The sequence below is a fragment of the Rhodospirillaceae bacterium genome (genome assembly GCA_016712715.1).
GTDB lineage: Bacteria > Pseudomonadota > Alphaproteobacteria > Dongiales > Dongiaceae > Dongia.
This window is the reverse complement of record JADJQM010000001.1, coordinates 1,808,536-1,832,014: the sequence shown is the minus strand read 5'-3', so window position 1 is coordinate 1,832,014 and position 23,479 is coordinate 1,808,536. Positions and strand designations below refer to the sequence as shown.

Sequence of the window (23,479 nt, the reverse complement as noted above, 5' to 3'; positions counted from 1 at the left end):
GCCGCCCAGGCGTCGCGGCCAGTGACCCTGACCTATGCCGGCTACATGGCGGGCCTGCCAGTCTTCTCGCTCACCACCACTGTCACCCTTCCCGCCGGCACCGTGCCTGGAAAACGGCGGTTAGGATTATCCGGCCGACGGGCAGACCGCCGGCACTTTGCGCATGTTTCATCCTTATGCCGCCAGCATCAATGCCAAGGGCGCCCTCAAGAATCAGGCGGCGGCACCCAAGCAGTTCAGCTCGGTCTCCCAGATCATGGGCAAGCAGGAAGCGGTCACCCTCACCTATGGCGCCGGCGGCAAGGTCGGCATCGACGCGCAGCCGCTGACCCGCCAGGCGCAGGAAGCAACCGCCCAAGGCTTTGCCAATGGCACGATGGATCCGGCCAGTGCCGTGGTGGCGCTGGTCGCGAAGTTCGCCAGCACGCATCAATGCCAGGGGACCTTCAAGCTGTTCGATGGCGTGCGCCGCTATGATCTGAAGCTCAGCCAGGCAGGCTTCGTCGACCTCAACCCGTTGCAGCAATCCTATTACGACGGATCGGCCACCGAATGCGTGGCGCAGCCGCAATTGCTGCAGGGCTTTTCGCAGGCCGCGGCGCAGTCGCAATTCTATCCGCAATCGGCGCGGCTGTGGCTGGCGCCGGCCGTGCCGCAATTGCCGGCCATCCCGGTGCGCATCGAGGCGCAGAACGCGCTGGGCCTGATGACCCTCGATTTGGTCGACGTTCAGTTCTGATCGAGCTTTGCCAAGAGTGCCGGGAGATCGGCAAAGCGGGCCAGCTCATGATAGTCGCCCTGCGTCGCGCGGTCGGCCGGTTGGCCATAGCCTGAGGGGATGATGACGGCCGGCACGCCACCGGCCTTGGCGGTGGCGAGGTCGGTATGGCTGTCGCCGATCATGATCGCTTCCGTCGCCGCCCGCAGCGCATCGCCACCCGCCTGGGTGATGGCGGCAGGGGTTCGCGGGCGGGCTTCCGCTCCTTCAGGGAATCGCCGCCGATGATCGACTGGAACAGGGCCGAAAGACCAAAATGATCGAGCACGACCCGGGTCGTGGCGCTGGGCTTGTTGGTGCAGAGCGCCAGATGGCGGCCCTCGCGGCGGAACTCTTCCAGGATCTCGCGTACCTTGGGATAAAGGGCGGTGCGGTTGGTTGACGCAGCCTCGTAGTGGATCTTGAAGCGGGGCATCAGCTGGCCGGCGGTCTGAGGACTGCCGGCGGCCTTGAGGGCCCGGGCGAGCAGGACCGGCGCACCGTCGCCGATCATCGATTTCACGGCCTCAAGCGCCAGGGGCGCCTTGCCCAATTCCTGCAGCAGCGTGTTGACCGCATCGGCGATATCGGGTGCCGAATCGATCAGTGTGCCGTCGAGATCGAATACCAGATACCGCCGCCACGCCATAATTCCGCCCTTTTGCCCTGTATCCTGAGCCCAAGTTGCGAGCGGCATCTTGGGATTGGATTGCCGGCGGTGGATATGGCATTTTCCCCCCAATCGCAAGCCAGGGCGCCGTTGGGGGCATTTCCGCGGCGCTTTATAGATTTCAGGATCGGTCCATTCCATGTCTCGCACCGACGCTCGCACCGAAAATCGCACTGGCGCCATCATCCTTGCCGCCGGCAAGGGCACGCGCATGAAATCGGCCTTGCCCAAGGTGATGCATCGCATCGCCGGGCGAACCATGATCGGCCATGTGCTGGCCAATCTGAAACCTTTGGGCAGCCAGCCCAATGTCGTTGTCGTGGCACCGGGCATGGACCAGGTGGCTGCGGAGGTGGCGCCCTTGCCGGTGGCGATCCAGGCCGACCAGCTGGGGACCGGCCATGCGGTCGGTTGCGCACGGCAGGCGTTGGGCACATTCACCGGCACGGTGCTGGTGCTCTATGGCGACAGCCCGTTCATCTCGACCGCGACCTTGGCCAGCCTGGTGGCGCGCCGGCAGGGTGCCGACAACCCGGCCGTGGTGGTGCTGGGGATGCGGCCGGCGGATCCCGCGAAATACGGCCGGCTCATCCTCGACCAAAATGGCGCCCTCGACCGCATCGTCGAATGGAAGGAAGCGAGCGAGGCGGAACGTGCCGTGACCCTGTGCAATTCCGGTGTCATGGCAATTGACGGCAAGGTGCTGTGGTCGCTCATCGACCGCGTCGACAACAAGAATGCCAATGGCGAGTATTACCTCACCGATATCGTCGAACTGGCGCGCCGCGATGGCCGGGCCTGTGCCGTGGTCGAGGCGCCGGAAGCGGAACTGATGGGCGTCAACAGCCGCGCCGAACTCGCCATTGCCGAAAGCCTGTTCCAGGATCAGCGCCGCGCGCTGGCGATGGACGAAGGTGCGACGTTGACCGATCCTAAATCCGTGTTCTTCGCGGCGGATACAAAAATGGGCCGCGACGTGGTGATCGGCCCCCATGTCTTCTTCGGCCCCGGCGTCAGCGTCGCCGATGATGTCGAGATCCGCGCCTTCTGCCATATTGAAGGGGCGCGGATCGAGAGCGGTGCGGTGATCGGTCCCTTTGCACGGTTGCGGCCAGGCAGCGAGATCGGGACGGATGCGCATGTCGGCAATTTCGTCGAGGTGAAGAATTCTGTGCTGGGGAAAGGCGCCAAGGCCAATCACCTCAGCTATCTCGGCGATGCCGATATCGGCGCCAAAAGCAATATCGGCGCCGGCACCATCACCTGCAATTACGACGGCTATATGAAGGCGCGCACCGTGATCGGCGAAGGCGCCTTCATCGGCTCAAACTCGGCGCTGGTGGCGCCGGTTAAAGTGGGCGATGGCGCCATCATCGGCGCCGGCAGCGTCATCACGCGGGACGTCGAGGCGGATGCCATCGCCGTGGCGCGCGGCGAGCAGGTCTCGCGTGCCGGTCGGGCGCGCGATTTCCGCGCCCAGCGCCAGAAGCTGAAACAGGACAAGACCCGCCAATAAGCGGGATCGTCGGAACGAGCGGGAGCCAGAACTTATGTGCGGTATCGTCGGTATCATCGGCAAGGCGCAAGTCACACCCTTGCTGTTCGATGGCCTGAAGCGGCTCGAATATCGCGGCTATGATTCTGCCGGCATCGCGACGCTGGTCGATGGCCGCATCGAGCGCCGCCGTGCCGAAGGCAAGCTCGGCAATCTTGGCGCCGTCCTCGAGAAGCAGCCGCTACCCGGCACCATCGGCATCGGCCACACGCGCTGGGCGACCCATGGCCGCCCCTCCGAGAACAACGCGCATCCGCATGCGACCGACAAGGTCGCCATCGTGCATAACGGCATCATCGAGAATTTCCAGGAACTGCGCGAGGAGCTCGGCCAGCTCGGCAAGAAATTCACCACCGATACCGACACCGAAGTGGTGGCGCATCTGCTGACCCACTATCTCGAACATGGCCACAGCCCGGAACAGGCGATGGAACGCGCCATGGGCAAGCTGCACGGTGCCTTCTCTTTGGCCATCCTGTTCGCCGACCGGCCCGATATCATCGTCGGGGCGCGGCGCGGATCGCCGCTCGCGGTCGGTTATGGCGATGGCGAGATGTTCCTGGGCTCGGATGCGATGGCGCTCGCTCCCTTCACCAACCGCATCTGCTATCTCGAGGAAGATGATTGGGCGGTTCTCTCGATGGACGGCGCCGTCATCTACAATGACGGTCGCCGGGTCAATCGCGACGTGACGCAGACGGCGCTCTCCGGCGCCCTCATCGGCAAGGGCAATTACCGCCATTTCATGATGAAGGAGATCGCCGAGCAACCGACCGTCATCGGCGACACGTTGCAGGCCTTCATGAACCCGCTGGAGCGGCGCATTGAATTGCCGCCGCTGCCCATTGATCTTGCCACGGTCACGCGTCTCACCATCGTTGCCTGCGGGACGGCGCATCTTGCCGGATTCGTCGCCAAATATTGGCTGGAGAGCCTGGCGCGGCTGCCGGTCGAACTCGATGTCGCCTCGGAATTCCGCTATCGGCAGGCGCCGATGGACCCGAACGGTGCCATGCTGGTGATCTCTCAGTCCGGCGAGACGGCGGACACGCTGGCAGCACTCCGCTATGCGAAGTCGCTCGGCCAGAAGGTAATCTCGGTCCTCAACGTGCCGGAAAGCACCATCGGCCGCGAAAGCGATCTCGTGCTTCATACCCTGGCCGGGCCGGAGATCGGCGTTGCTTCGACCAAGGCCTTCTCGACGCAGCTGGTGGTGCTGGCCTGTTTTGCGCTGGCCGCGGCACGGGCACGCGGCGCCATCGATGCGGCGCGCGAGGCGGAACTGTCGACCGCGTTGACCGAGGTACCGGCACGCGTCGCCGAGATCCTCAACCACGATGCGCATCTTCATGAAATCGCCCTCAAGGTGGCGGAAGCGCGGGATGTGCTTTTCCTGGGTCGCGGCACCTCCTATCCGATTGCCCTGGAAGGCGCGCTCAAGCTCAAGGAAATTTCCTACATCCATGCCGAAGGCTATGCCGCCGGCGAGATGAAGCACGGGCCGATCGCGCTGATCGATGAAAATGTCCCGGTCATCGTCGTGGCGCCAACCGACGAGCTGTTCGATAAGACCTTCTCGAACCTGCAGGAAGTCATGGCTCGCGGCGGTCGCGTGGTGTTCCTGTCCGATGCCGATGGTGTCAAGAAGCTGGGAGGCCAGGCGATGGCGGTGGTGGAACTGCCGAAGGTCGATCCCTTCGTTTCGCCGATCCTCTACACCATCCCGGTGCAGCTTCTCGCCTATCACGCGGCTGTGGCCAAGGGGACAGATGTCGACCAGCCGCGCAATTTGGCAAAGAGCGTCACCGTCGAATAGTGCCTTTGCACCATGTGACACGGTGGTGTGCTCGCCTTGACCCGGTGAGCCTAAGCGCGCAGCATGCGGGCGCACAGGGATCATTCGCGGGGCGCGTGGCGGCATGGACAAGAAGGCACAGTTCCATACTTGGTATTTAGTCGTTGCCGTCCTTGGCGTTTTCGCTGCCCAGTACTTCCTGGCGCAGTTTCTGGCCGTCGAAGTCCTGCCCTATAGCGAGTTCCAGAAGCTGTTGCAGGATGGCAAGATCGCCGAAGTCACCGTCAGCCAGAACTACATACAAGGCACGTTGCGCGAGACCCCCGAGGCGCGGGCGCAGCAATTCGTGACGACGCGGGTCGACCCGCAGATCGCCGCGGAACTGGCCGATCATGGCGTGGTCGTCACGGGGGCCAGCGAAGATTCTCTGTTGCGCAACATCCTTTCATGGGTGGCACCGGCCCTCATCTTTTTCGGCATCTGGGCGCTGGTGTTCCGCAAATTCGCGGACAAGGCAGGGTTTGGCGGCGGGTTCATGACCATCGGCAAGAGCCGCGCCAAGATCTTCGTCGAGACCGACACCAAGGTCACCTTTGCCGATGTGGCCGGCGTCGACGAAGCCAAGGCCGAGTTGGAAGAGATCGTCAACTTCCTGAAGAACCCGGACAAGTATGGCCGGCTGGGCGGGCGCATGCCGAAGGGCATCCTGCTGGTGGGGCCACCGGGGACCGGCAAGACATTGCTGGCGCGCGCCGTCGCGGGCGAAGCCGGCGTGCCGTTCTTTTCGATCAGCGGGTCGGAATTCGTCGAGATGTTCGTCGGCGTTGGTGCGGCCCGGGTGCGGGATCTGTTCGAGCAGGCGCGCGCCAATGCGCCGGCGATCATCTTCATCGACGAACTGGACGCACTGGGGCGGGCGCGGGGTGCGTTTCCCTTCGGTGGCGGGCATGACGAGAAGGAACAGACGCTCAATCAATTGCTCGCTGAACTCGATGGATTCGACCCCAGTCGCGGGCTGGTGCTGTTGGGCGCCACCAACCGACCGGAGATTCTGGATCCGGCTTTGCTGCGCGCCGGTCGTTTCGACCGGCAGGTGCTGGTCGACAAGCCGGACCGGGTCGGTCGCGTGCAGATTCTCAATGTCCATCTCAAGAAGGCGAAGCTCGGTCCCGATGTGAAGCCCGAGGACATTGCCGGGCTTACGCCTGGATTCACCGGGGCGGATCTTGCGAACCTGGTCAACGAGGCGACGCTGCTCGCCACCCGCCGTGGCGGCGAGAATGTCACCGCGGCGGATTTCACTGCGGCGATCGAACGCATCGTGGCCGGGCTCGAAAAGCGTAACCGGCTGCTCAACCTGCAGGAACGCAGGATCGTCGCCCATCACGAGATTGGCCACGCCCTGCTGGCACTCTCCATTCCCGGCAACGAGACCGTGCATAAGGTTTCGATCATCCCGCGCGGCATCGGTTCGCTCGGCTACACCATCCAGCGGCCGACCGAGGACCGCTATCTGATGACGCGCGCCGAGCTGGAGAACAGGATGATCGTGCTGCTGGGTGGCCGCGCCGCCGAGAAGCTGATCTTCGACGAACTGTCGACCGGCGCGTCGGATGATCTGGTCAAGGTGACGGATATCGCACGCAGCATGGTGATGCGCTTCGGCATGAACGCGGCGCTCGGCCAGGTAGCGCTCGAGGACGCGCCGCAGACCTATCTGGGCGTGCCGCAGACGCCGTTCGGTGCGCCCCGGCAGTTCAGCGAGCAGACGGCCCGGGAGATCGATCTTGCCGTGCGCGACCTGATCGAGCAGGCCTTCCAGAAGGCGCTGCAGATGCTGACGGCAAAACGTCCGCTGCTTGAGCGGATGGCGCAGTCGCTGCTGGAGAAGGAAACGCTGAGCGGCGACGAGTTGCGTGCGCTGCTCGCTGCCTAGCGGGTGTTTTCAGAGAGCAGGCGTTCCGGCGGGAAGATCATGATGACACGCGTGCCGGCTCCCGGTGCGCTGGTGATCTCAAGGCGCCCATTGTGCAAATTCATCAGGCGTCGGCTGATGGCAAGACCAAGGCCGACCCCGCCATAGCGACGCGACAGGCTGTTTTCCCCTTGCGCGAACGGCTTGCCCAATTGCGGCAGCAACAGGGGATCTATCCCCTTGCCGGTGTCGGACACGGCGATCAGCAGCCCGGCATCGGTGTCGTTGGTGGCGGTGATGGTCACCTGACCATGTCGCGGCGTGAACTTCAGGGCATTCGACAACAGGTTGCCGAGGATCTGCTTGAAGGCACGTTCCTCTCCCAGCAGGACAGGCAGCTTTCCCGTTTGGTCGATCGAAAGCGCGATACCGTCGCGCTTTGCCTGGTTGCTGAAATGCTGGCTGCAGGCCTGGATCGCCGCGCGTACGTCGAAGGGTGCTTCCTGCAAATAGCGTTCGCCGCTTTCGATGCGCGACATTTCCAGGAGATCGCTGATGATCTCGAGAAGGTGCTTGCCGCTGCTGCGGATCGCTTCGATGCTTTCATTATAGCTGTCGGGAACCGGCCCCAGCAATTGCTGCGCCAGCACATCGGAAAAGCCGATAACGGCGTTGAGCGGTGTACGCAGTTCGTGGCTCATATTGGCCAGGAACTCGGTCTTGGCGCGGTCCGCCGTCTCGGCGCGGATGCGCGCCTGGTTGAGCGCCTTTTCGCGTGCCTTGATGTCGGTTATGTCCAGGACGATGCCTTCAAGGCGGACCAGCTTCGCATCGCTGTCCAGCATCGGCTCGCCCTGCTGCCGCACGAACCTGACCTCATTGCCGGGCAGGATGATGCGGTGCTCGATCTGAAACGGTGCGGGCTTTTCCGTCGTTTCCTGGATATGCCGGGCGAGGCGCGCTCGGTCCTCGGGATGCGCGATGTCCAGCATCCGTTCGAATGTCAGGGCAACGCTGCCGGGTTCGAGGCCGAAAATGCGATAGACTTCATCCGAGCAGGTAACCTCGCCGGTAGCCATGACGCGCGACCAATTGCCGACATGGGCGATGCGCTGCGCATTGGCAAGGCTTTGATGGGCGCGACGCAGATCGGCTTCGGCGTTCTTGCGCTCGCTGATATCCTGGATAATCCCAAATGCGCCGATGATCCGACCCTCGGCATCGACCATCTGCTGGGCGAGGGACCGGAGCCAGATTTCCCGCCCATCCGAGCCGCGCAGGCGATAGTCAAGGTCATAGCCGGTGCGCCGGCCATCGCGCAGTTCCTCGATCGCCCGCATCAGGCGCAGTCGGTCGTCGGGATGCGGGAAGCGCTGCTCGAAGGTGAAGTCGAGCATCGCCGCCTCGGCCGTCGCGACGTCGATACCGGTGATGGCGGCAGCTTCCTTCGACCAGACGGCCGACTTGATGCCGCCTTTTTGGGCATTGTCGTCTTTCAACCAGGACCAATAACCGAGGCGCGCCAGATGGTGCGCAGTCTCCAGCTGATGCTCCTTGTCGCGCAGTGCGTGTTCGCCGCGGCGCATGTCTGAGATGTCATGGATCATGCCCGTTGCGTGGAGCGCCGCGCCCGCACCATCGCGTTCGCGCAATGCCACGGATCGCAAGGTCCGCTCGCCCAGCTGCGGGTGCAGATAGACGTATTCAACCGTGTATTGATCCGTCTCGCCGCGGCGGAAGCGCAGCAGGGCTTCCGTCACCCGGGCGCGGTCGGCGCTGTGGACATAGCGCTGGCAGAACTCCTCGGTCGAGAGCGACTGCATCTGCTCTTCGGTGATACCGCTTACGGCCTGGGCTTCGGCCGAATAGTGGAAATTGGTCGTCGGCGCCTTCGATTCATCGTTTTGATGACCGGCTTCTTCCCAGAACCAATAGCCGACACCGGCGAGCTTGTGGGCGGCGGTCAGGATCAGCTGCACCTGCTGAATTGCCAGTTCGGCGCGCCTGATTTCGGTGAGATCCTGGACGATGCCGGTCATCTCGATGATATGACCGTGTTCGTTGCGCAGCTTTTCGGAGATGACGCGGATGTGGCGATGGTTCCCATTTGCGCGGCAGATGCGATAATCCTGGGTCAGATGGTCTTCATCCGACCTGATGAACGCATGATAGCGTTCCATGGCCGTCGCGCGATCCTCAGGATGAATGAGTGCCGCATAGGCCGGGTCATCGCCCTGATTGAGCTCGATCAGCGGAATTTCAAAGATCTCGGCCGCCTCAGCGGCGTAATTGTACTGGCCCTCGCTATCGTCGCGGATGCGGGGGCCGACAGCCGATGTCGGTATCCAATTCCAGTAGGCGAGCTTGGCAATGCGGTGAGCACGGCGGAGCGCTTTTTCCGACCGCTGCGCCAGTGTCTCGGAGCGGCGCAGGTCGGTGATATCAATGCCGGCGGCGACGATTGCCGCCAGATGGCCGGATGCGTCCCGGATGTCCGAGCAGGTCCAGCGCAGCAAGCGCTTCTCTCCGGATTTGGTCAGCCAATGGTTCTCGTTGATGCGCGGAAAGGGTTTTCCCGTCGTGCCGTCGACGGCTGCCAGCACGGCATCCCATTCGTCTGGTGGCACAAGGAGCCGCCACTGCCGCGGATCCGCCAGTTCGACCATGGAATAGCCGGAAAACTCGGCACAGGCCTGATTGTAGCTCAGCATCTGGCCCTTGCCGTCAGTCACGACAATGAGGGCCTGCGCCCGGTCGATCACCTGGTCGGGTTGGACGTGGCGCGTGGGCGCTGCGGCCTGGACCGCGTCCGTGCGCCTGGCAAACAGCAGGGACAAGGCGCCGGCGGCCGCAGTCGCGCCTATGGCGAGCGACGCGCTGTTGGAGAGCTGATCGGTGGCAGCGAGCAGGGCGAGGCTGGCAAGGGCTGTCGTCGACAGAAGGATGAGGCCGGCGGACAGCACGCGTCGTGATCCGGTAGGTGCGGCGATCATGTCTCGGAACGAGCCGGCCTCGCCGAGGCTGGGTTCTGTCAAATCATCCTCCGTGGCACGGCCACGCCCCCTAAAAGACATCCGCCCGGACCCTGGCGCGGGTCGGCAGCCCCCGACCCGCGCCCCCGACAAAATCGGCGCCAACAGGTCGACGCCGATCCAGACGACACCAAGGCCCTAAGCTCTTACCTACGAATCAAGACCTAATCCCTAATGTCAAAAGTATCATGTTAACGTTCTGTTAACCAACACAAACATACAATAACGACACACTATTTGTGAAGAAGCCGTGGATCTGGTGGAAATTGGCGCGCTTCGCCACACTCCGGAAGGTGATTCCGGGCTAAACGTTGGCAAATTCGGTCATCTGTGAGGGACGGCCAGAAAGGTCGCTACACGCTCAGGCAGGGGCTGACCCCATTAAGGGGCAAATGGGCATCATTGCCCGGCGCCGTCTTCAGCGAGGAAGAGGCGATGTAGGGGGCACCATCGGCCCCGAAGGCGACAAACTGGATTCCGCCGTTCGGGCGGACGAACATCACAAAGCAATTCGGCTCGCCATTGCGATAGGTCGGATAGGCGTAGCAGACCTCGCCGTTCTCCAGCCACCATTTGCCAGGATAAGTGCAGCCTTTCTCGAAATAGGCCGTGCGGCCATCGGCCAGATGATACTCGATCCAATCCTCGCCATCATAATAGCGGCCATAGATCGTGAGCTCGTTCAGCTTCTTTCTGATCTCGGCGGGGTCCGTGACCGGGACGGCGTCGGGGGCAAGGTCCGTCAGGGCCTCCGGTTCCAGTTTCGGAAGATCGGTCGGCGTTTCAGCGCGCGCGGGAACGGTCGCGAGCGGCATGACCAGCCCGGCCAACAGCATCTGTGAAAGGACCGCCAGCCGCGCCAACTGGCCGACCCATTGCGCGCGCGTTCGTGTCACGTTTTCCAGCTCCGCCGGTTTCCGCATTCTTGAACGATCATCTTGGCATAACAAAGGCGGGGTGGAAAAAAGAAGGTGAAAGCCGCATGAAATATGTTGAAAATAGGAAAATATCGAACTACATACGGAAAAGATCATTTACTTCCGGCTGAAGATACATGCTTGACCCAATCGACCGCGCCATTGTCGGCCTGATGCAACTGGACGCCACCTCTGCCTACGCTGATTTGGGCGAACGGGTGGGCTTGTCCGCCTCGACCATCAACGACCGGCTGAAGCGGCTGCGGGCGAAAGGCGTCATTCGGCGCATCAGTGCCGAGATCGATCCCGCCGCGCTGGACCTCAGTCTGATGGTCTTCGTCCTGGTCGAAGTGGGCGGCGTGGAGGCGGAGCGCGCTTTTCTTGAAGCCATGCTGGCCGTGCCCGCCGTGATGGAGTGTCACCATATTGCCGGCGATTTTTCCTATCTTCTCAAGGTGCGTGTCGCGTCGACCGGTGCCTATGAGGATTTTCTGAACAATCATATCAAGACTCTGGCAGGGATCCGGCGCACACAGAGCCTCATCGCGCTTTCCAGCCCGAAAGACAGCCGCGTGCTGCCGACCGCCACCGGCAGAGAGAGCCGTTGATGATGGACCTGTTGCTGCGCGAAATCCTGTTGCTGGCGAAGGGCATTGCCATTGGCTTTGCCGTGGCGGCGCCGGTTGGGCCGATCGGCATGCTGTGCATTCGCCTGACGCTCGAAAAGGGCCGCATGGCGGGCTTTTGCGGTGGTCTGGGCGCTGCCGTCGCTGATACGATCTTCGCGGCGATCGGCGCTTTTGCGATCATCGGTGCCTTTGGTTTTTCCGGCGATGGCGGCAGTTCGATCGAGGCCTATCGCACCTGGTTCGAACTGGGTGGTGGGCTGTTCCTCATCGCCTTCGGGGTGCATCTCGGCCTCAAGCGGCCGGTCATCGCCACCGACGATCAGGAAGTGCCGCAGACCCTGCTCGCTGATTTCGCCAAGACCCTGGTGCTGACCTTGGCCAATCCGGTGACGATCCTGTCCTTCATCGCCATTTTTGCCGGTGTTCCCGGCATGGCCCGGATCGACCTTCCCATGGTGCCGGTCCTCACGCTGGGCGTATTCGTGGGGTCGGCCGGCTGGTGGCTCACTTTGGCAATCGGCGTGGGGCTCATCCGCCACATGATTTCCGAGACAGTCTTCATCTGGCTCAACCGGATCGCCGGCGGGCTGCTGGTGGCGTTCGGCTTCTATACCCTGATGCATCTGGCCGGCACCTATTTCGGGGGTGCTTGAGCGGTTGCCCCGATACTGCCCCGGGTGCTAGTTTCCGGCCCGATTTCGTCGTTTTTCGCAAAGATTGGACTGATCCCACGCCATGTCACTGGACAGCAAGACCGTCGCCAACATCGCCACTTTGGCCCGCATCCGGGTGCCCGAAGCCGATCTTCCGGGCCTCGCCCAGGAACTTAACGGCATCATGACCTGGATCGAGCAACTGAACGAAGTGGACACCAAGGGCGTCCAGCCGATGTCCGGGGTGCTGGCGCGCGACATGCCGCGCCGGCCGGGTGTAGTCAATGACGGCGGCGATCCCAATAGGGTGCTGGCCAACGCGCCGGAGCCGGCCCATGGCTTCTTTACCGTCCCCAAAGTGGTCGAGTGAGGGGCGCATCATGAGCGATTTGACACATCTCACCATTGCCGGTGCCCTCGACGGGCTGGCGGCCAAGAAATTCTCGGCGCGCGAGCTCACCGATGCCCATATCACCAAAATGGCTGCGGCCAAGGGGCTGAACGCCTATATCACCGAGACGCCGGACCTTGCCCGCGCGAAGGCCGATGCGTCCGACAAGCGCCGCGCATCCGGTGGCAAGGTGGGCGCCCTCGACGGCATCCCGCTCGGCATCAAGGACCTGTTCTGCACCGAAGGCGTCCTGACCACGGCGGGTTCGCATATCCTCGATGGATTCAAGCCGACCTATGAATCGACGGTGACCAGCAAGCTGTTCGATGCCGGTGCGGTCATGCTGGGCAAGCTCAATCTCGATGAATTCGCGATGGGCTCCAGCAACAAGACGTCCTATTACGGCAACGTCATCAATCCGTGGAAACGGCGGGGCGACAACACCGATCTGGTGCCGGGCGGTTCTTCCGGCGGGTCGTCGGCGGCCGTTGCCGCGCGCATCGCCATGGCCGCCACCGGAACGGACACCGGTGGTTCGATCAGGCAGCCGGCGGCGTTGACCGGCACTGTCGGCATCAAGCCGACCTATGGCCGCTGCTCGCGCTGGGGCATCGTCGCATTCGCCTCCTCGCTCGACCAGGCAGGTCCCATCGCGCGCTCGGTCGAAGACTGCGCCATCATGCTGAGCGTCATGGCGGGGCATGACCCGAAGGATTCGACCTCGGTTGAAATGGCCGTGCCGGATTTCCGCAAGGGCCTCACCGGCGATATCCGGGGCCTGCGCGTCGGCATCCCGAAGGAATACCGCGTCGACGGCATGTCGCAGGAGATCAGCGATCTCTGGGCCAAGGGCGCCGAGTGGCTGAAGGCGCAGGGTGCCGAGATCAAGGAGATCTCGCTGCCGCATACCAAATATGCGCTGCCGACCTATTACATCATCGCCCCTGCGGAAGCGTCCTCCAACCTCGCGCGCTATGACGGCGTGCGCTTCGGGTTGCGCGTGCCGGGTAACTCGCTGGATGAGATGTATGAGCTGACCCGTGCCGCGGGTTTCGGCAAGGAAGTGAAGCGCCGCATCCTCATCGGCACCTATGTCCTGTCGGCCGGCTATTACGATGCCTATTACCTGCAGGCGCAGAAGATTCGCGCCCTCATCCTCAAGGATTTCACCGACGCCTTCAAAGATGTCGATGTGATCCTCACGCCCTCGACACCGTCAGCGGCCTTCGGCTTCCATGACAATGAAGATCCGGTCCAGATGTACCTCCAGGATGTCTTTACCGTGACTGTGAACCTCGCCGGCCTGCCGGGTATTTCGGTGCCGGCGGGCTTGGACAGCAAAAGCCTGCCCCTGGGGCTGCAGATGATCGGCCGCGCCTTCGACGAGGAGACACTGCTGCGTTCTGCCCAGGCCCTGGAAAAGGCCGCCAATTTCACCGCCCTGCCGGCGGGAGTGTGATGCATATGACTGACACCTTGATCAACGACAAGAACCTGATCGATGGCCGCACCGGGAAATGGGAGGTCGTGCTCGGCCTCGAAGTCCATGCGCAGGTGACCTCGAAATCCAAGCTCTTCTCAGGGGCCGCCACCGAATTTGGCGCCGAGCCCAATACGCAGGTGAGCCTGGTCGATGCCGGATTCCCGGGCATGCTGCCAGTCATCAACGAAGTCTGCGTCGAGCAGGCGGTGAAAACGGGTCTGGGCCTCAAGGCGCAGATCAACCTCGTCTCCGTCTTCGACCGGAAGAACTACTTCTACGCCGATCTGCCGAACGGTTATCAGATTAGCCAGTTCCTGCAGCCGATCGTGGGCAAGGGCACCATCGTACTGGATCTGGCGGAAGGCGAACATCGCGAGGTCGGAATCACGCGGCTGCATCTCGAACAGGATGCCGGCAAGAGCCTCCATGACCAGCATCCCTCCAAGACCTATGTCGATCTCAACCGGGCCGGTGTTGCCTTGATGGAGATCGTTTCAGAACCCGACATGCGCTCGTCGGAGGAGGCCGCTGCTTATTTGAAAAAGCTGCGCTCAATCCTGCGTTACTTGGGTACCTGCGACGGCAATATGGACGAAGGCTCAATGCGCTGCGACGTCAACGTCTCGGTGCGCAAGGTCGGCGATCCCTTGGGCACGCGCTGCGAGATCAAGAACGTGAACTCGATCCGCTATGTGGCGGCCGCTATCGAGCACGAAGCACGCCGCCAGATCGAGGTAATCGAGGAAGGCGGCAGCATCCGCCAGGAAACCCGCTTGTGGGATCCGGGCAAGGGCATGACCCGCGCGATGCGCTCCAAGGAGCAAGCACATGACTATCGCTATTTCCCGGATCCCGACTTGCTGCCGTTGAAGCTCGATGCCGCCTGGGTGGAAAGCCTGAAAGCCGGTTTGCCGGAATTGCCGGACGCCAAGCGCGCGCGCTTTGTGAAGGATCTGGGCCTCTCCGATTACGATGCCGGCGTGCTGGTCTCGGAAAAGGAATCGGCTGACTTTTACGAGCTCGCAGCCAAGGGGCATGATCCGAAGCTCACGGCCAACTGGCTTACCTCGGAATTGTTCGGCCGGTTGAACGCGGTCGGGAAGTCGATCACGGAAAGCCCGGTCTCGGCTGCTGCGCTGGGTGAGCTCGTGGGCCTCATCGAGGACAACACGATCTCCGGCCGCATCGCCAAGGATGTCTTTACCGAAATGTTCGAAACGGGCAAATCGGCGGCGTCCATCGTCGACGAAAAAGGCCTCCGCCAGGTGCTCGATACGGGCGCCATCGATGTAGAGATCGACAAGATCATGGCGGCCAATGCCGACAAGGTCGCGGAATACCGGGGCGGCAAGGACAAGCTGTTCGGCTTCTTTGTGGGCCAGGTCATGCGCGCCATGGGCGGCAAGGCCAACCCGGCCATGCTGAACGACCGGCTGAAGGCGAAACTGGCGGGATAACCCGCCGGTTTACGCCGGCCCGTCGTTTGTGCGATACTATTTGGCTACGAGAACGCGTTTGGCGGGTGATCTCGATGGGCGTTGCCGGCGGCATCTTCAACATCATCCAGCGTGGGCAGTTCAGTGCTGCCGCCACGGCCAGCCAGCACAACCTGCAGCCAACCTCAAAATCCAAGACCGGGACCAGCACCGATCCGTTGACCTGGTCCCTCAAGCGCAATGAGAGCGCGGTCGCCAGCTATTGGCGGCTGGCGCCTGAATCGGCTGCCAGGAATGCGCCCAGGCTCGACATCGTCAAGCGCCTGGAAAAGATGGCGGATGGGAACAACAGCGACATCTCGGCCGAGAAGCTGCGCCAGGCCAAGATGAAATTGGAGGGCTTGCGCCGCCAGTTGCAGATGCTGGCGGCGAGCGGCGATGTCCGTCAATTGCGGCGCATTGGAGCCGAGGCGGCGAGCCTCGCGCGCGAGATCGGCAGTGCTGCGCGCAATCTGGCACAAGGCATCGGCGCCAGCGGCGTATCGAACGAGGCCAGCGGCGCACAGGCGACGGCGAGTGCCGCCACCGCTGCGGCGCAGACTTCTCCAGCAAGTGCAGGATCAGCGGCGGCGGAGATTGCCCCGCGCGTCGATACAGACAGGGAGGCGCTGGAGCAATCCTACCGCGCGCTACATGACCTTGGCAGCGATGCGCGGAATGCCGTTGTCCAAGCCAAGGGAATCATCGCGCTGGCGGCGCAGATCGCCAAGGCCAAGCGACGGGGCGATGAAGATGACGATGATCGCTTCTTCCGCCGCATGCAGGAAATGGCCGATGCGGCGCTGGGCGATATCGATGCCGGCCAACGCGAAGCGCTCGGGCAATTGATCATGCCGCCGGGTGACGGCTTGGACGGCGGCATGCTGACCGACACATCGCTGGAAATCACCATCGAGACGGTCACCATCACGGAGACGCGGGTCGAGATTTACGCCTGATTTCCGGAGCCAACCTGGTCGGAATCGCTCCACCAGCCATCCAATCGCTTCAATTTGACGCTTTTTGGCGCGAAAAAGGCGTTTGCACTTTCTTCACCCTGGCGGCCTAATCTCGCTTTCATGGACTATTGGCAAAATCTCTGGCAGCAACTGCGTGTCTCGGCGCTGGAGCCGATCCGGCATTTTATCGATCCGGAGGAGCGCGTTTTCGTGCTCTATCTGGTGTCGGGCCTGGTGTGTGCCGTCATCGTTCACGCGATCGCCCGACGGCGGAATCCAGCCGGCACGCCGCGTCGCCTGTTGGCCTATCTCTTTCCAAGGCAGATCTATCTGCATCCCTCGGCGGTGGCTGATTACAAGTTTTTCCTGATCGACCGCATCCTGTCATTCCTGGCGGTGCCGTTCTTCGTCATCGTCCCGGTATTCGTCGCCAATCCGCTGTTCCATCTGCTGGTGGCGACGTTCGGTCCGGTCGAGACGCCGATCCTCTCCCCCGGTTTTTCGACGACGCTGATCATCACGCTCGTCACGGTGCTGGCCATCGATCTTGCGCTGTGGTGGATCCACTATCTTCATCACCGCATCCCCGTGCTGTGGGAATTTCACAAGGTGCACCATTCGGCTGAGGTGATGACGCCCATTACGGCCTATCGCATGCATCCGGTCGAGATCATCCTCAATTTCAATCTCACCAACATCGTCACCGCCATCACCCTGGCCGTGTTCGGCTACCTCACCGGGGATGCCATCGCGAGCTATCAGGTGGTGGGCATCAATGTCGTGATGTTCCTGTTATATGTCGCCGGATTCAACCTCCGGCACTCGCATGTGCCGATGGCCTATCCGCGCCTCGTCAGCTTTCTCTTGGTCAGTCCCTGGATGCACCAGGTGCATCACAGCATGGAGAAGCGCCATCTCGACAAGAACATGGGTTTCATCTTTTCGATATGGGACTGGATGTTCGGCACGCTCTATATCCCGGCGCGGGGCGAGACCTTCGCCATCGGCCTCGATTCCGGCGAGGCGCCGCAGTTCCATCAGGTGGGCGCACTCTATCTGCTGCCGTTCCGCAACATCATCGCGCGTTTCGGTGCGCAGGCCGATGCGAAATCGACGCACAAGCCGTCATGAAAGCGGGGCGCCGAGCCGTACTGGTGGGTATAGCCCTGATGCTTGTCGCGGCCTTGCCGGCCGATGCGGACATGGCGGCCGAGGTTGAGCTTGAGCACCTGACCAGTGCCGAGGTCGCGGCTCGTCTTGCGCAAGGCTGGACCACCGTCATCATCCCCACCGGCGGGACGGAGCAGAATGGGGCGCACCTCGTCTTGGGCAAGCACAATGTCGTGGTTGGCCATACCGCCAAGGCGATTGCCCGCGGTCTCGGCAAGACATTGGTGGCGCCGGTCATGGCCTATGTGCCGGAGGGAAGCATCGATCCGCCGGAAGGTCATATGCTGTCCCCCGGCACGATCAGCCTGCCGGAACCCGTCTTTGCGCAGGTGCTGGAGGCGGCGGCGCGCAGCTTCATCGCCACCGGCTTCAAGACGGTCCTGTTCATCGGCGATTCCGGCGGCAATCAGGCGGCGCAAGGCGAGGTGGCCGCGCGCTTGACCGATGCGTTCGCCGGTACAGGCGCGCGGGTCTTTGCCATCGATGACTATTATGCCGCCAACGGCCAAGTCCCTTGGCTGACCAGCGAGGGGAAGACGCGGCGTCAATCGGATCCCATGCCGGGATTCGGGAGACCTCCGAATTGCTGGCGATCGATCCCCGCGCAGTGCGTGAGGATCTGCTAGCGGCTGGTGCGGATGGTGTCCATGGACAACCCCAACGTGCCAGTGCCGCGCGTGGGCAGAAGCTGCTGGCGCTGAAAATCGACGCGGCCTTGCGCCAGATTCGGCTACTGCTGGGCCCATAACCGTGTGAGCCTTTGTGGATAGTAAGGTTGTGTTAACTAATTTCTGGCGTAAAATAGGCAAGTTACGGATAGGGCCCCAGGCGGGATGCCAGGGCAGGGGATTGACCATGTCGAACAGGATGCTGCCGCGATACCTCGCCATTGTCGCTCTGGCCACGCTGGCCGTTGCCAGCGGTTGCGGCGGGCGCTCACCCACCCCGTCCCGCAAGTCTCCATTTATGACCGCTATATGAGTTGCGACGAGATCCGCCAGGAAGTGGCGGAGAATTACGCGGCGCAATCCGAGCTGGTGCGCGAGCAGGTCTGGGCCGAAGAGAAGAACGACATGATCATGGGGATTGCCCTGGCCTTTCCGCCGGCCTGGTTCGCGATCGACAAGACGGTCGAGGGCGACTATGGCCAGTCGCCCCAGCAAATCGAGGGCTCCGCTTTGGCGACGCGCGCGCGCTATCTGATCGATATTGCCCAGAAAGAGAATTGCTGGCCGGACCCTCAGGTGTGGAGCCCGCTATGATGCCGCGCATGCGTCCCATGACGCCGACCATTCTGTTAACGGCGCTTGTCGTCATGCTGAGCGCCTGCGGCGGCGAAGTGCCGAAATTGGCCCAAGTCATACGCCCGACCGATGCCGACATGAGTTGCATGGACCTGCTGCGCGAGACGGGCGCCAATGAGCTGGCGATCGCGCGTCTGGTCGAACGCGACGATCAGGTGCATCGGCGCAACGTCCACTTCACCGTGATCGACGGCGTGATGGTGCCGCCGGCCATGCTGACACTGGATTTGCGCGACCAGCCGAACAAGGAAATGAATGTTCTGCGCCAGCGCAACCAGCGCCTGATCGAACTGGCGGATATGAAGGGGTGCTGAGGCGTATCGCCCGGCAATCTCACGACAAAAGAAACTGCCGCAACTTGCCGACGATCTGATCGGGGATTTCCTCGGGGATGAAATGCCCGGATTGGACCCGCTCGACCGTCACTTTCTTGGCCCAGCGCTGCCATTGCTTGAGGGGATCGCGCTGGTCGTCGACAAAGGTCCCGGAATAGAGCGCCAGAGTCGGGCAATCGATCATGCGGCCTGCCTTAAGATCCGCAAGATCGTGGGAATCGTCGATGGTGGCGCCGGCCCGGTAATCGGCACAGGTGGCGGCGATGACTTCCGGCCGGCGGAAGCAGCGCTTGTATTCGGCCATGACGTCGTCGGGGAAGGCCGCCATGTCGAGCGCCCAATGGCGAATGATCCAGTCCAGCCAATAGTCGGGATCGGCGCCGATCATGCGCTCCGGCAGGTCGTTGGGCTGGGCGATGAACCCCCAATGGAAACTGCCGAGGGTGAATTTCTTGTCGGCCTGCTCCCAATAGGCGGCCGTGGGCACGATATCGAGCGGGACCAGCCGATGGACCCGGTCGGGATAGTCCAGGGCCAGGCGGTAGGCGACGCGGGCGCCGCGGTCATGGCCGACCACCGAGAACTTCTCGTAGCCCAGCATTTTCATGATTTCGACCACCTCGGCCGCCATCTGCCGCTTGGAGTAATTGGTCGAATCCGGCAAAGGCGCCGGGGCGGCGCTGTCGCCATAGCCCTTCAGGTCGAGGCAGACCACGGCCATGGAGCGGGCCAGGACCGGCGCCAGGTGCCGCCAGATGATGTGGGATTGCGGATAGCCATGCAGCAGCACGACCGGGCTGCCTTCGCCGCCCTTGATGACCTTGAAACTGAGGTCATTGAGCTGAACCTGCCAGCGGCTGAAGCCGTCGAACATGCTGCCACTCCTCGCTTTCTCTAGCCGCCCCGGGGGATCGGCGGGTCCAAAGCCGGCCCCGCCCACTTTCTTCTGCCGCGGAACGGATTAGACTGTGCGCCGCGATTCCCGGTCAACCCCTCCCAGGATTGATTTCCGCCGTCGAATCCCCTGGGTATTTCAAGGTTTCTCATTGCCATCATGTCGATGATCCTCGCTGCTCCAGCCACTGAACCGACGACCTTGCGCCAGCGCCTGCGGGCCCATTACCGGGCCGACGAGACCGGCATCGTCGAAATGCTCCTCGGCCAGGCGGAGCTGCCGGCCGAAACCCAGGACCGGATCGCGGCACGGGCACGTGCGCTCGTGGAAGAAGTGCGCCGCAACCGGGTGGGGCAGGGCGGCATCGATGCCTTCATGCATGCTTATGAGCTGTCATCCCGGGAAGGTGTCGTGCTGATGTGCCTTGCCGAGGCCTTGCTGCGCATCCCCGACAACGAGACCGCCAACCAGCTCATCCGTGACAAGTTGAAGGATGCCGATTTCGCGGCGCATCTGGGTGAATCGGATTCGATGTTCGTCAACGCCTCGACCTGGGCCTTGATGCTCACGGGCCGCATCATGCAACTCGACCAGACGAGCAGCGATCTCAGGGGTGTCTTGAAGCGGCTGGTGGCGCGCAGCGGCGAGCCAGTGATCCGCCAGGCGGTGACCCAGGCGATGAAGATCCTCGGCAAGCAATTCGTCATGGGGCGCGACATCGGCGAGGCAACCGACCGCGCCGAAGCCGCCGAAAAACGCGGTTATCGCTATTCCTACGACATGCTGGGCGAAGCCGCCCGCACCATGAAGGATGCGGAGCGCTATTTCACGTCCTACGTCAATGCCATTGCGGCCATCGGCAAGGCGTCGAAAGGCAAAGGCATCATCGCCGGCCCCGGCATCTCGATCAAGCTCTCGGCCATCCATCCGCGTTATGAATTCGCGCAAGAAGACCGCGTCATGAACGAACTGGTGCCGCGGGTCGTGGCGCTGGCCCAGGCGGCCAAAAAGGCCGGCATCGGCTGCACCATCGACGCCGAGGAGGCCGACCGGCTCGACCTCTCGCTCGATATCATCGAAGCGGTGGCGGGCGATCCCTCCCTGAAGGATTGGGACGGTCTCGGCCTTGCCATCCAGGCCTATCAGAAACGCTGCCTGCCGCTCATCGACTGGCTGGCCGATTGCGCGCGCCGCAACCGGCGCCGGCTGATGGTGCGCTTGGTCAAGGGCGCCTATTGGGATAGCGAGGTGAAATGGAGCCAGGAGCGTGGCCTCCCAGATTACCCGGTCTTCACCCGCAAGGTCTCGACCGATGTCTCCTATCTTGCGTGTGCCAGGCGGCTGCTGTCGGACGGGCAGGCCTTCTATCCGATGTTCGCGACCCACAACGCACATACCCTGGCGGCCGTCATCGAGATGGCGGGCGGCGAGGCGGCGGCGCGGGAGAAGCTGGAGTTCCAGCGGCTGCATGGCATGGGCGAGCCGCTTTACGACCAGGTGACGCCGGCGGAGGCGATGGGCATTCCCTGCCGCGTCTATGCGCCGGTCGGCAGCCACGAAGACCTGCTGGCCTATCTGGTGCGCCGCCTGCTGGAGAACGGCGCCAACACGTCGTTCGTCAACCGCATCGTCGATGAGAAGGCGCCCCTGGACGCCATCGTCGCCGATCCGATCATGCAAGTACGCAAGCTGAAGACGAAGCCGCATCCGGGCATTCCGCAGCCGCGCAATATGTTTGGGGCCGAGCGTAAGAATTCGGCCGGAATCGATCTCACCGATCCGGAGGTGATGCAGGCTCTGGCAGCAGAAGTTACCAGGGCAGCCGCCAACCCAGTGACGTCCGGCCCGATCATCGGCGGTGCCGAGAAGACCGGCAAGGCCGAGAGCGTCGCCAACCCGGCGGACATTCATCAGGTCATCGGCAAGGTCGTCCAGGCAACCCAGGCCGATGTCGATGACGCCGTTGCGCGCGCGTCGCGCGCCTTTCCGGACTGGGCGGCCACACCCGCCCAGACGCGTGCCGCCTGCCTAGACCGAGCCGCGGACCTGATGGAAACACGTCGCGGCGAGATCATCGCGCTTTGTGCGTGTTTGCCTGCATCTCGCCCTGGAACTTCCCGCTGGCGATCTTCATGGGCCAAGTGAGTGCCGCCCTTGCCGCCGGCAACTGCGTCATCGCCAAGCCCGCCGAGCAGACGCCGCTGATCGCCGCCCTTGCGGTGAAGCTGCTGCATCTGGCCGGCATTCCGGGCGATGTCCTTCATCTGCTGCCGGGCGACGGCCCGAATGTGGGTGCGCCGCTGACGCGCGATCCGCGCATTGCCGGCGTCGCCTTCACGGGCTCGACGGAAACGGCCCGCCTCATCAACCGCACCCTGGCGGCCAAGGACGGGCCGATCGTCCCGCTCATCGCCGAGACCGGCGGGCAGAATGCGATGATCGTCGATTCGTCGGCGCTCCCCGAACAGGTGGTGCGCGATGTGCTGATCTCATCATTCCAGAGTGCCGGACAGCGCTGCTCTGCCTTGCGCGTGTTGTTCGTGCAGCAGGATATCGGCCCGAAGCTGGAGGAAATGCTGTCGGGCGCCATGGCGGAGCTGCGGGTCGGCGACCCGGCGCAACTCAAGACCGATATCGGGCCGGTGATCGATGCCGAGGCTAAATCGGTGCTGGATGCCCATGCCCAACGCATGGAGCGTGAAGGCAAGCTCATCTACCGCGTGGGTCTGGATAAGGATTGCGGCAAGGGGCATTTCTTCGCCCCCGTCGCCTATCGCATCGACGGTCTCGCGCGCCTGCAGCGCGAAGTGTTCGGCCCGGTGCTGCATGTGGTGCATTACGCTGCCGACAAGCTCGATGATGTCCTGGCCTCGATCAATGCCACCGGCTATGGCCTGACGCTTGGCATCCACAGCCGTATCGACGGCAAGGTCAAGTACATCGCTGAGCGGCTGCGAGTTGGCAATACTTACGTCAATCGCAACATGATCGGCGCGGTGGTCGGCGTGCAGCCATTCGGCGGCGAGGGTCTCTCCGGCACCGGCCCCAAGGCCGGCGGGCCGCATTACCTGTACCGGTTTGCGACTGAACGTACGCTCACCATTGACACGACGGCGGCCGGTGGCAATGCGAGCCTGCTGAGCCTGGAGGAAGAGGGTGCTTGGGATGGAATATGGCGATGACGAACTAGCGCCATTTGGACTGCGGTCAATTTGCTTTGGAAATGGTCGCGGCGTTTACTATGTCGAGGTAGATGAAACGAACCAGGACAGTGTGAGCGTACGAGTTGGGGGCGACAAGCGTAGCTGGTTTATCGAAACTAAGGAATCCATAGACAACGTGCTCGTGCTTTCGGGAATGACAGCGGGAGTCGGCGATCCTCATCCGGAGGATGTGTATTGGTACGAACTAATTTTAAGTGCGCCGGCGGTTCTGCGATACTGGGGCAATCAAATCGTCGTGCACGAAGACCGGGAAATGTCAGCGTCATTCTGAAAGCAAGATTTGTCAGTACGAGATGCCGAATAATTCGTTCCTGTTTATG

At 62.7% G+C, this 23,479-nt stretch carries 21 protein-coding genes and 1 pseudogene; 17 read left to right on the top strand and 5 right to left on the bottom strand.

The features are described 5' to 3' along the window. Window positions 1-163: 163 nt before the first annotated feature. A complete protein-coding gene (locus IPK59_08915; GenBank protein MBK8158862.1) occupies window positions 164-739 on the top strand; it encodes a DUF3108 domain-containing protein in 576 nt (191 codons plus the stop codon). Here the strand turns inward: IPK59_08915 and IPK59_08910 are convergent. Together IPK59_08910 and IPK59_08905 are read right to left on the bottom strand one after the other, a co-directional pair. Then, window positions 730-903 (bottom strand): HAD hydrolase-like protein, encoded by a 174-nt coding sequence (locus IPK59_08910; GenBank protein ID MBK8158861.1) that lies wholly within the window; start codon window positions 901-903, stop codon window positions 730-732. The genes IPK59_08915 and IPK59_08910 overlap by 10 nt on opposite strands. Then, window positions 900-1,406, bottom strand: a complete 507-nt coding sequence (locus IPK59_08905) for an HAD hydrolase-like protein (GenBank protein ID MBK8158860.1) — start codon at window positions 1,404-1,406, stop codon at window positions 900-902. Before IPK59_08905 ends, IPK59_08910 begins: the two co-directional genes overlap by 4 nt. Before the next feature lie 160 nt (window positions 1,407-1,566). Between IPK59_08905 and glmU the strand changes: the two genes are divergently transcribed. The 3 genes from glmU (at window position 1,567) to ftsH (ending at window position 6,713) form a co-directional block, all read left to right on the top strand. Then, window positions 1,567-2,943, top strand: coding sequence for a bifunctional UDP-N-acetylglucosamine diphosphorylase/glucosamine-1-phosphate N-acetyltransferase GlmU (gene glmU / locus IPK59_08900; protein MBK8158859.1), 1,377 nt, complete (start codon window positions 1,567-1,569; stop codon window positions 2,941-2,943). 34 nt (window positions 2,944-2,977) lie between these two features. Further along, complete coding sequence (gene glmS / locus IPK59_08895; GenBank protein MBK8158858.1) at window positions 2,978-4,798, top strand: glutamine--fructose-6-phosphate transaminase (isomerizing); 1,821 nt, start codon at window positions 2,978-2,980, stop codon at window positions 4,796-4,798. Window positions 4,799-4,901: 103 nt separating this feature from the next. After that, window positions 4,902-6,713, top strand: coding sequence for an ATP-dependent zinc metalloprotease FtsH (gene ftsH / locus IPK59_08890; GenBank protein MBK8158857.1), 1,812 nt, complete (start codon window positions 4,902-4,904; stop codon window positions 6,711-6,713). On the opposite strand, the gene IPK59_08885 is transcribed toward ftsH, so the two are convergent. Then, the gene (locus tag IPK59_08885; protein ID MBK8158856.1) at window positions 6,710-9,727 is read right to left on the bottom strand and encodes a PAS domain-containing protein; all 3,018 of its coding nucleotides are present in this window, start codon (window positions 9,725-9,727) and stop codon (window positions 6,710-6,712) included. The genes ftsH and IPK59_08885 overlap by 4 nt on opposite strands. A gap of 350 nt (window positions 9,728-10,077) precedes the next feature. Further along, window positions 10,078-10,647 carry a hypothetical protein gene (locus IPK59_08880; GenBank protein MBK8158855.1) on the bottom strand — a complete coding sequence of 190 codons (570 nt, stop codon included), beginning with the start codon at window positions 10,645-10,647 and terminating at the stop codon, window positions 10,078-10,080. A gap of 167 nt (window positions 10,648-10,814) precedes the next feature. On the opposite strand from IPK59_08880, the gene IPK59_08875 reads away from it, so the two are divergent. The 11 genes from IPK59_08875 (at window position 10,815) to IPK59_08825 (ending at window position 19,019) form a co-directional block, all read left to right on the top strand. After that, window positions 10,815-11,249 carry an Lrp/AsnC family transcriptional regulator gene (locus tag IPK59_08875; protein MBK8158854.1) on the top strand — a complete coding sequence of 145 codons (435 nt, stop codon included), beginning with the start codon at window positions 10,815-10,817 and terminating at the stop codon, window positions 11,247-11,249. Continuing rightward, window positions 11,249-11,923: a LysE family transporter gene (locus IPK59_08870; protein ID MBK8158853.1), complete on the top strand. Its 675-nt coding sequence runs from the start codon at window positions 11,249-11,251 to the stop codon at window positions 11,921-11,923. Before IPK59_08875 ends, IPK59_08870 begins: the two co-directional genes overlap by 1 nt. Before the next feature lie 82 nt (window positions 11,924-12,005). Beyond that, complete coding sequence (gene gatC / locus IPK59_08865) at window positions 12,006-12,293, top strand: Asp-tRNA(Asn)/Glu-tRNA(Gln) amidotransferase subunit GatC (protein ID MBK8158852.1); 288 nt, start codon at window positions 12,006-12,008, stop codon at window positions 12,291-12,293. Window positions 12,294-12,303: 10 nt separating this feature from the next. Continuing rightward, entirely contained in the window at window positions 12,304-13,773 is a 1,470-nt protein-coding gene (gene gatA / locus IPK59_08860) for an Asp-tRNA(Asn)/Glu-tRNA(Gln) amidotransferase subunit GatA (GenBank protein MBK8158851.1), read from the top strand. Between the two features lie 5 nt (window positions 13,774-13,778). Next, window positions 13,779-15,254: an Asp-tRNA(Asn)/Glu-tRNA(Gln) amidotransferase subunit GatB gene (gatB, locus tag IPK59_08855; GenBank protein ID MBK8158850.1), complete on the top strand. Its 1,476-nt coding sequence runs from the start codon at window positions 13,779-13,781 to the stop codon at window positions 15,252-15,254. Between the two features lie 74 nt (window positions 15,255-15,328). After that, complete coding sequence (locus IPK59_08850; GenBank protein MBK8158849.1) at window positions 15,329-16,231, top strand: hypothetical protein; 903 nt, start codon at window positions 15,329-15,331, stop codon at window positions 16,229-16,231. Window positions 16,232-16,351: 120 nt separating this feature from the next. After that, window positions 16,352-17,362: a sterol desaturase family protein gene (locus IPK59_08845; protein MBK8158848.1), complete on the top strand. Its 1,011-nt coding sequence runs from the start codon at window positions 16,352-16,354 to the stop codon at window positions 17,360-17,362. Window positions 17,363-17,400: 38 nt separating this feature from the next. Beyond that, window positions 17,401-18,027: a creatininase family protein gene (locus IPK59_08840; protein ID MBK8158847.1), complete on the top strand. Its 627-nt coding sequence runs from the start codon at window positions 17,401-17,403 to the stop codon at window positions 18,025-18,027. Continuing rightward, on the top strand, window positions 17,916-18,149 hold the full coding sequence (locus IPK59_08835) for a creatininase family protein (protein MBK8158846.1): 234 nt from the start codon (window positions 17,916-17,918) through the stop codon (window positions 18,147-18,149). Before IPK59_08840 ends, IPK59_08835 begins: the two co-directional genes overlap by 112 nt. 229 nt (window positions 18,150-18,378) lie before the next feature. Beyond that, complete coding sequence (locus IPK59_08830; GenBank protein ID MBK8158845.1) at window positions 18,379-18,663, top strand: hypothetical protein; 285 nt, start codon at window positions 18,379-18,381, stop codon at window positions 18,661-18,663. A gap of 8 nt (window positions 18,664-18,671) precedes the next feature. Beyond that, on the top strand, window positions 18,672-19,019 hold the full coding sequence (locus tag IPK59_08825) for a hypothetical protein (GenBank protein MBK8158844.1): 348 nt from the start codon (window positions 18,672-18,674) through the stop codon (window positions 19,017-19,019). Window positions 19,020-19,038: 19 nt separating this feature from the next. Here the strand turns inward: IPK59_08825 and IPK59_08820 are convergent, their stop codons facing one another. After that, window positions 19,039-19,914: an alpha/beta hydrolase gene (locus tag IPK59_08820; GenBank protein ID MBK8158843.1), complete on the bottom strand. Its 876-nt coding sequence runs from the start codon at window positions 19,912-19,914 to the stop codon at window positions 19,039-19,041. Between the two features lie 186 nt (window positions 19,915-20,100). Here IPK59_08820 and putA point away from each other — a divergent pair. After that, window positions 20,101-23,117: pseudogene (gene putA, locus IPK59_08815) on the top strand (bifunctional proline dehydrogenase/L-glutamate gamma-semialdehyde dehydrogenase PutA). Then, complete coding sequence (locus IPK59_08810; protein ID MBK8158842.1) at window positions 23,101-23,430, top strand: hypothetical protein; 330 nt, start codon at window positions 23,101-23,103, stop codon at window positions 23,428-23,430. The pseudogene putA and the gene IPK59_08810 overlap by 17 nt, the downstream one beginning before the upstream one ends. Window positions 23,431-23,479: the final 49 nt, after the last annotated feature.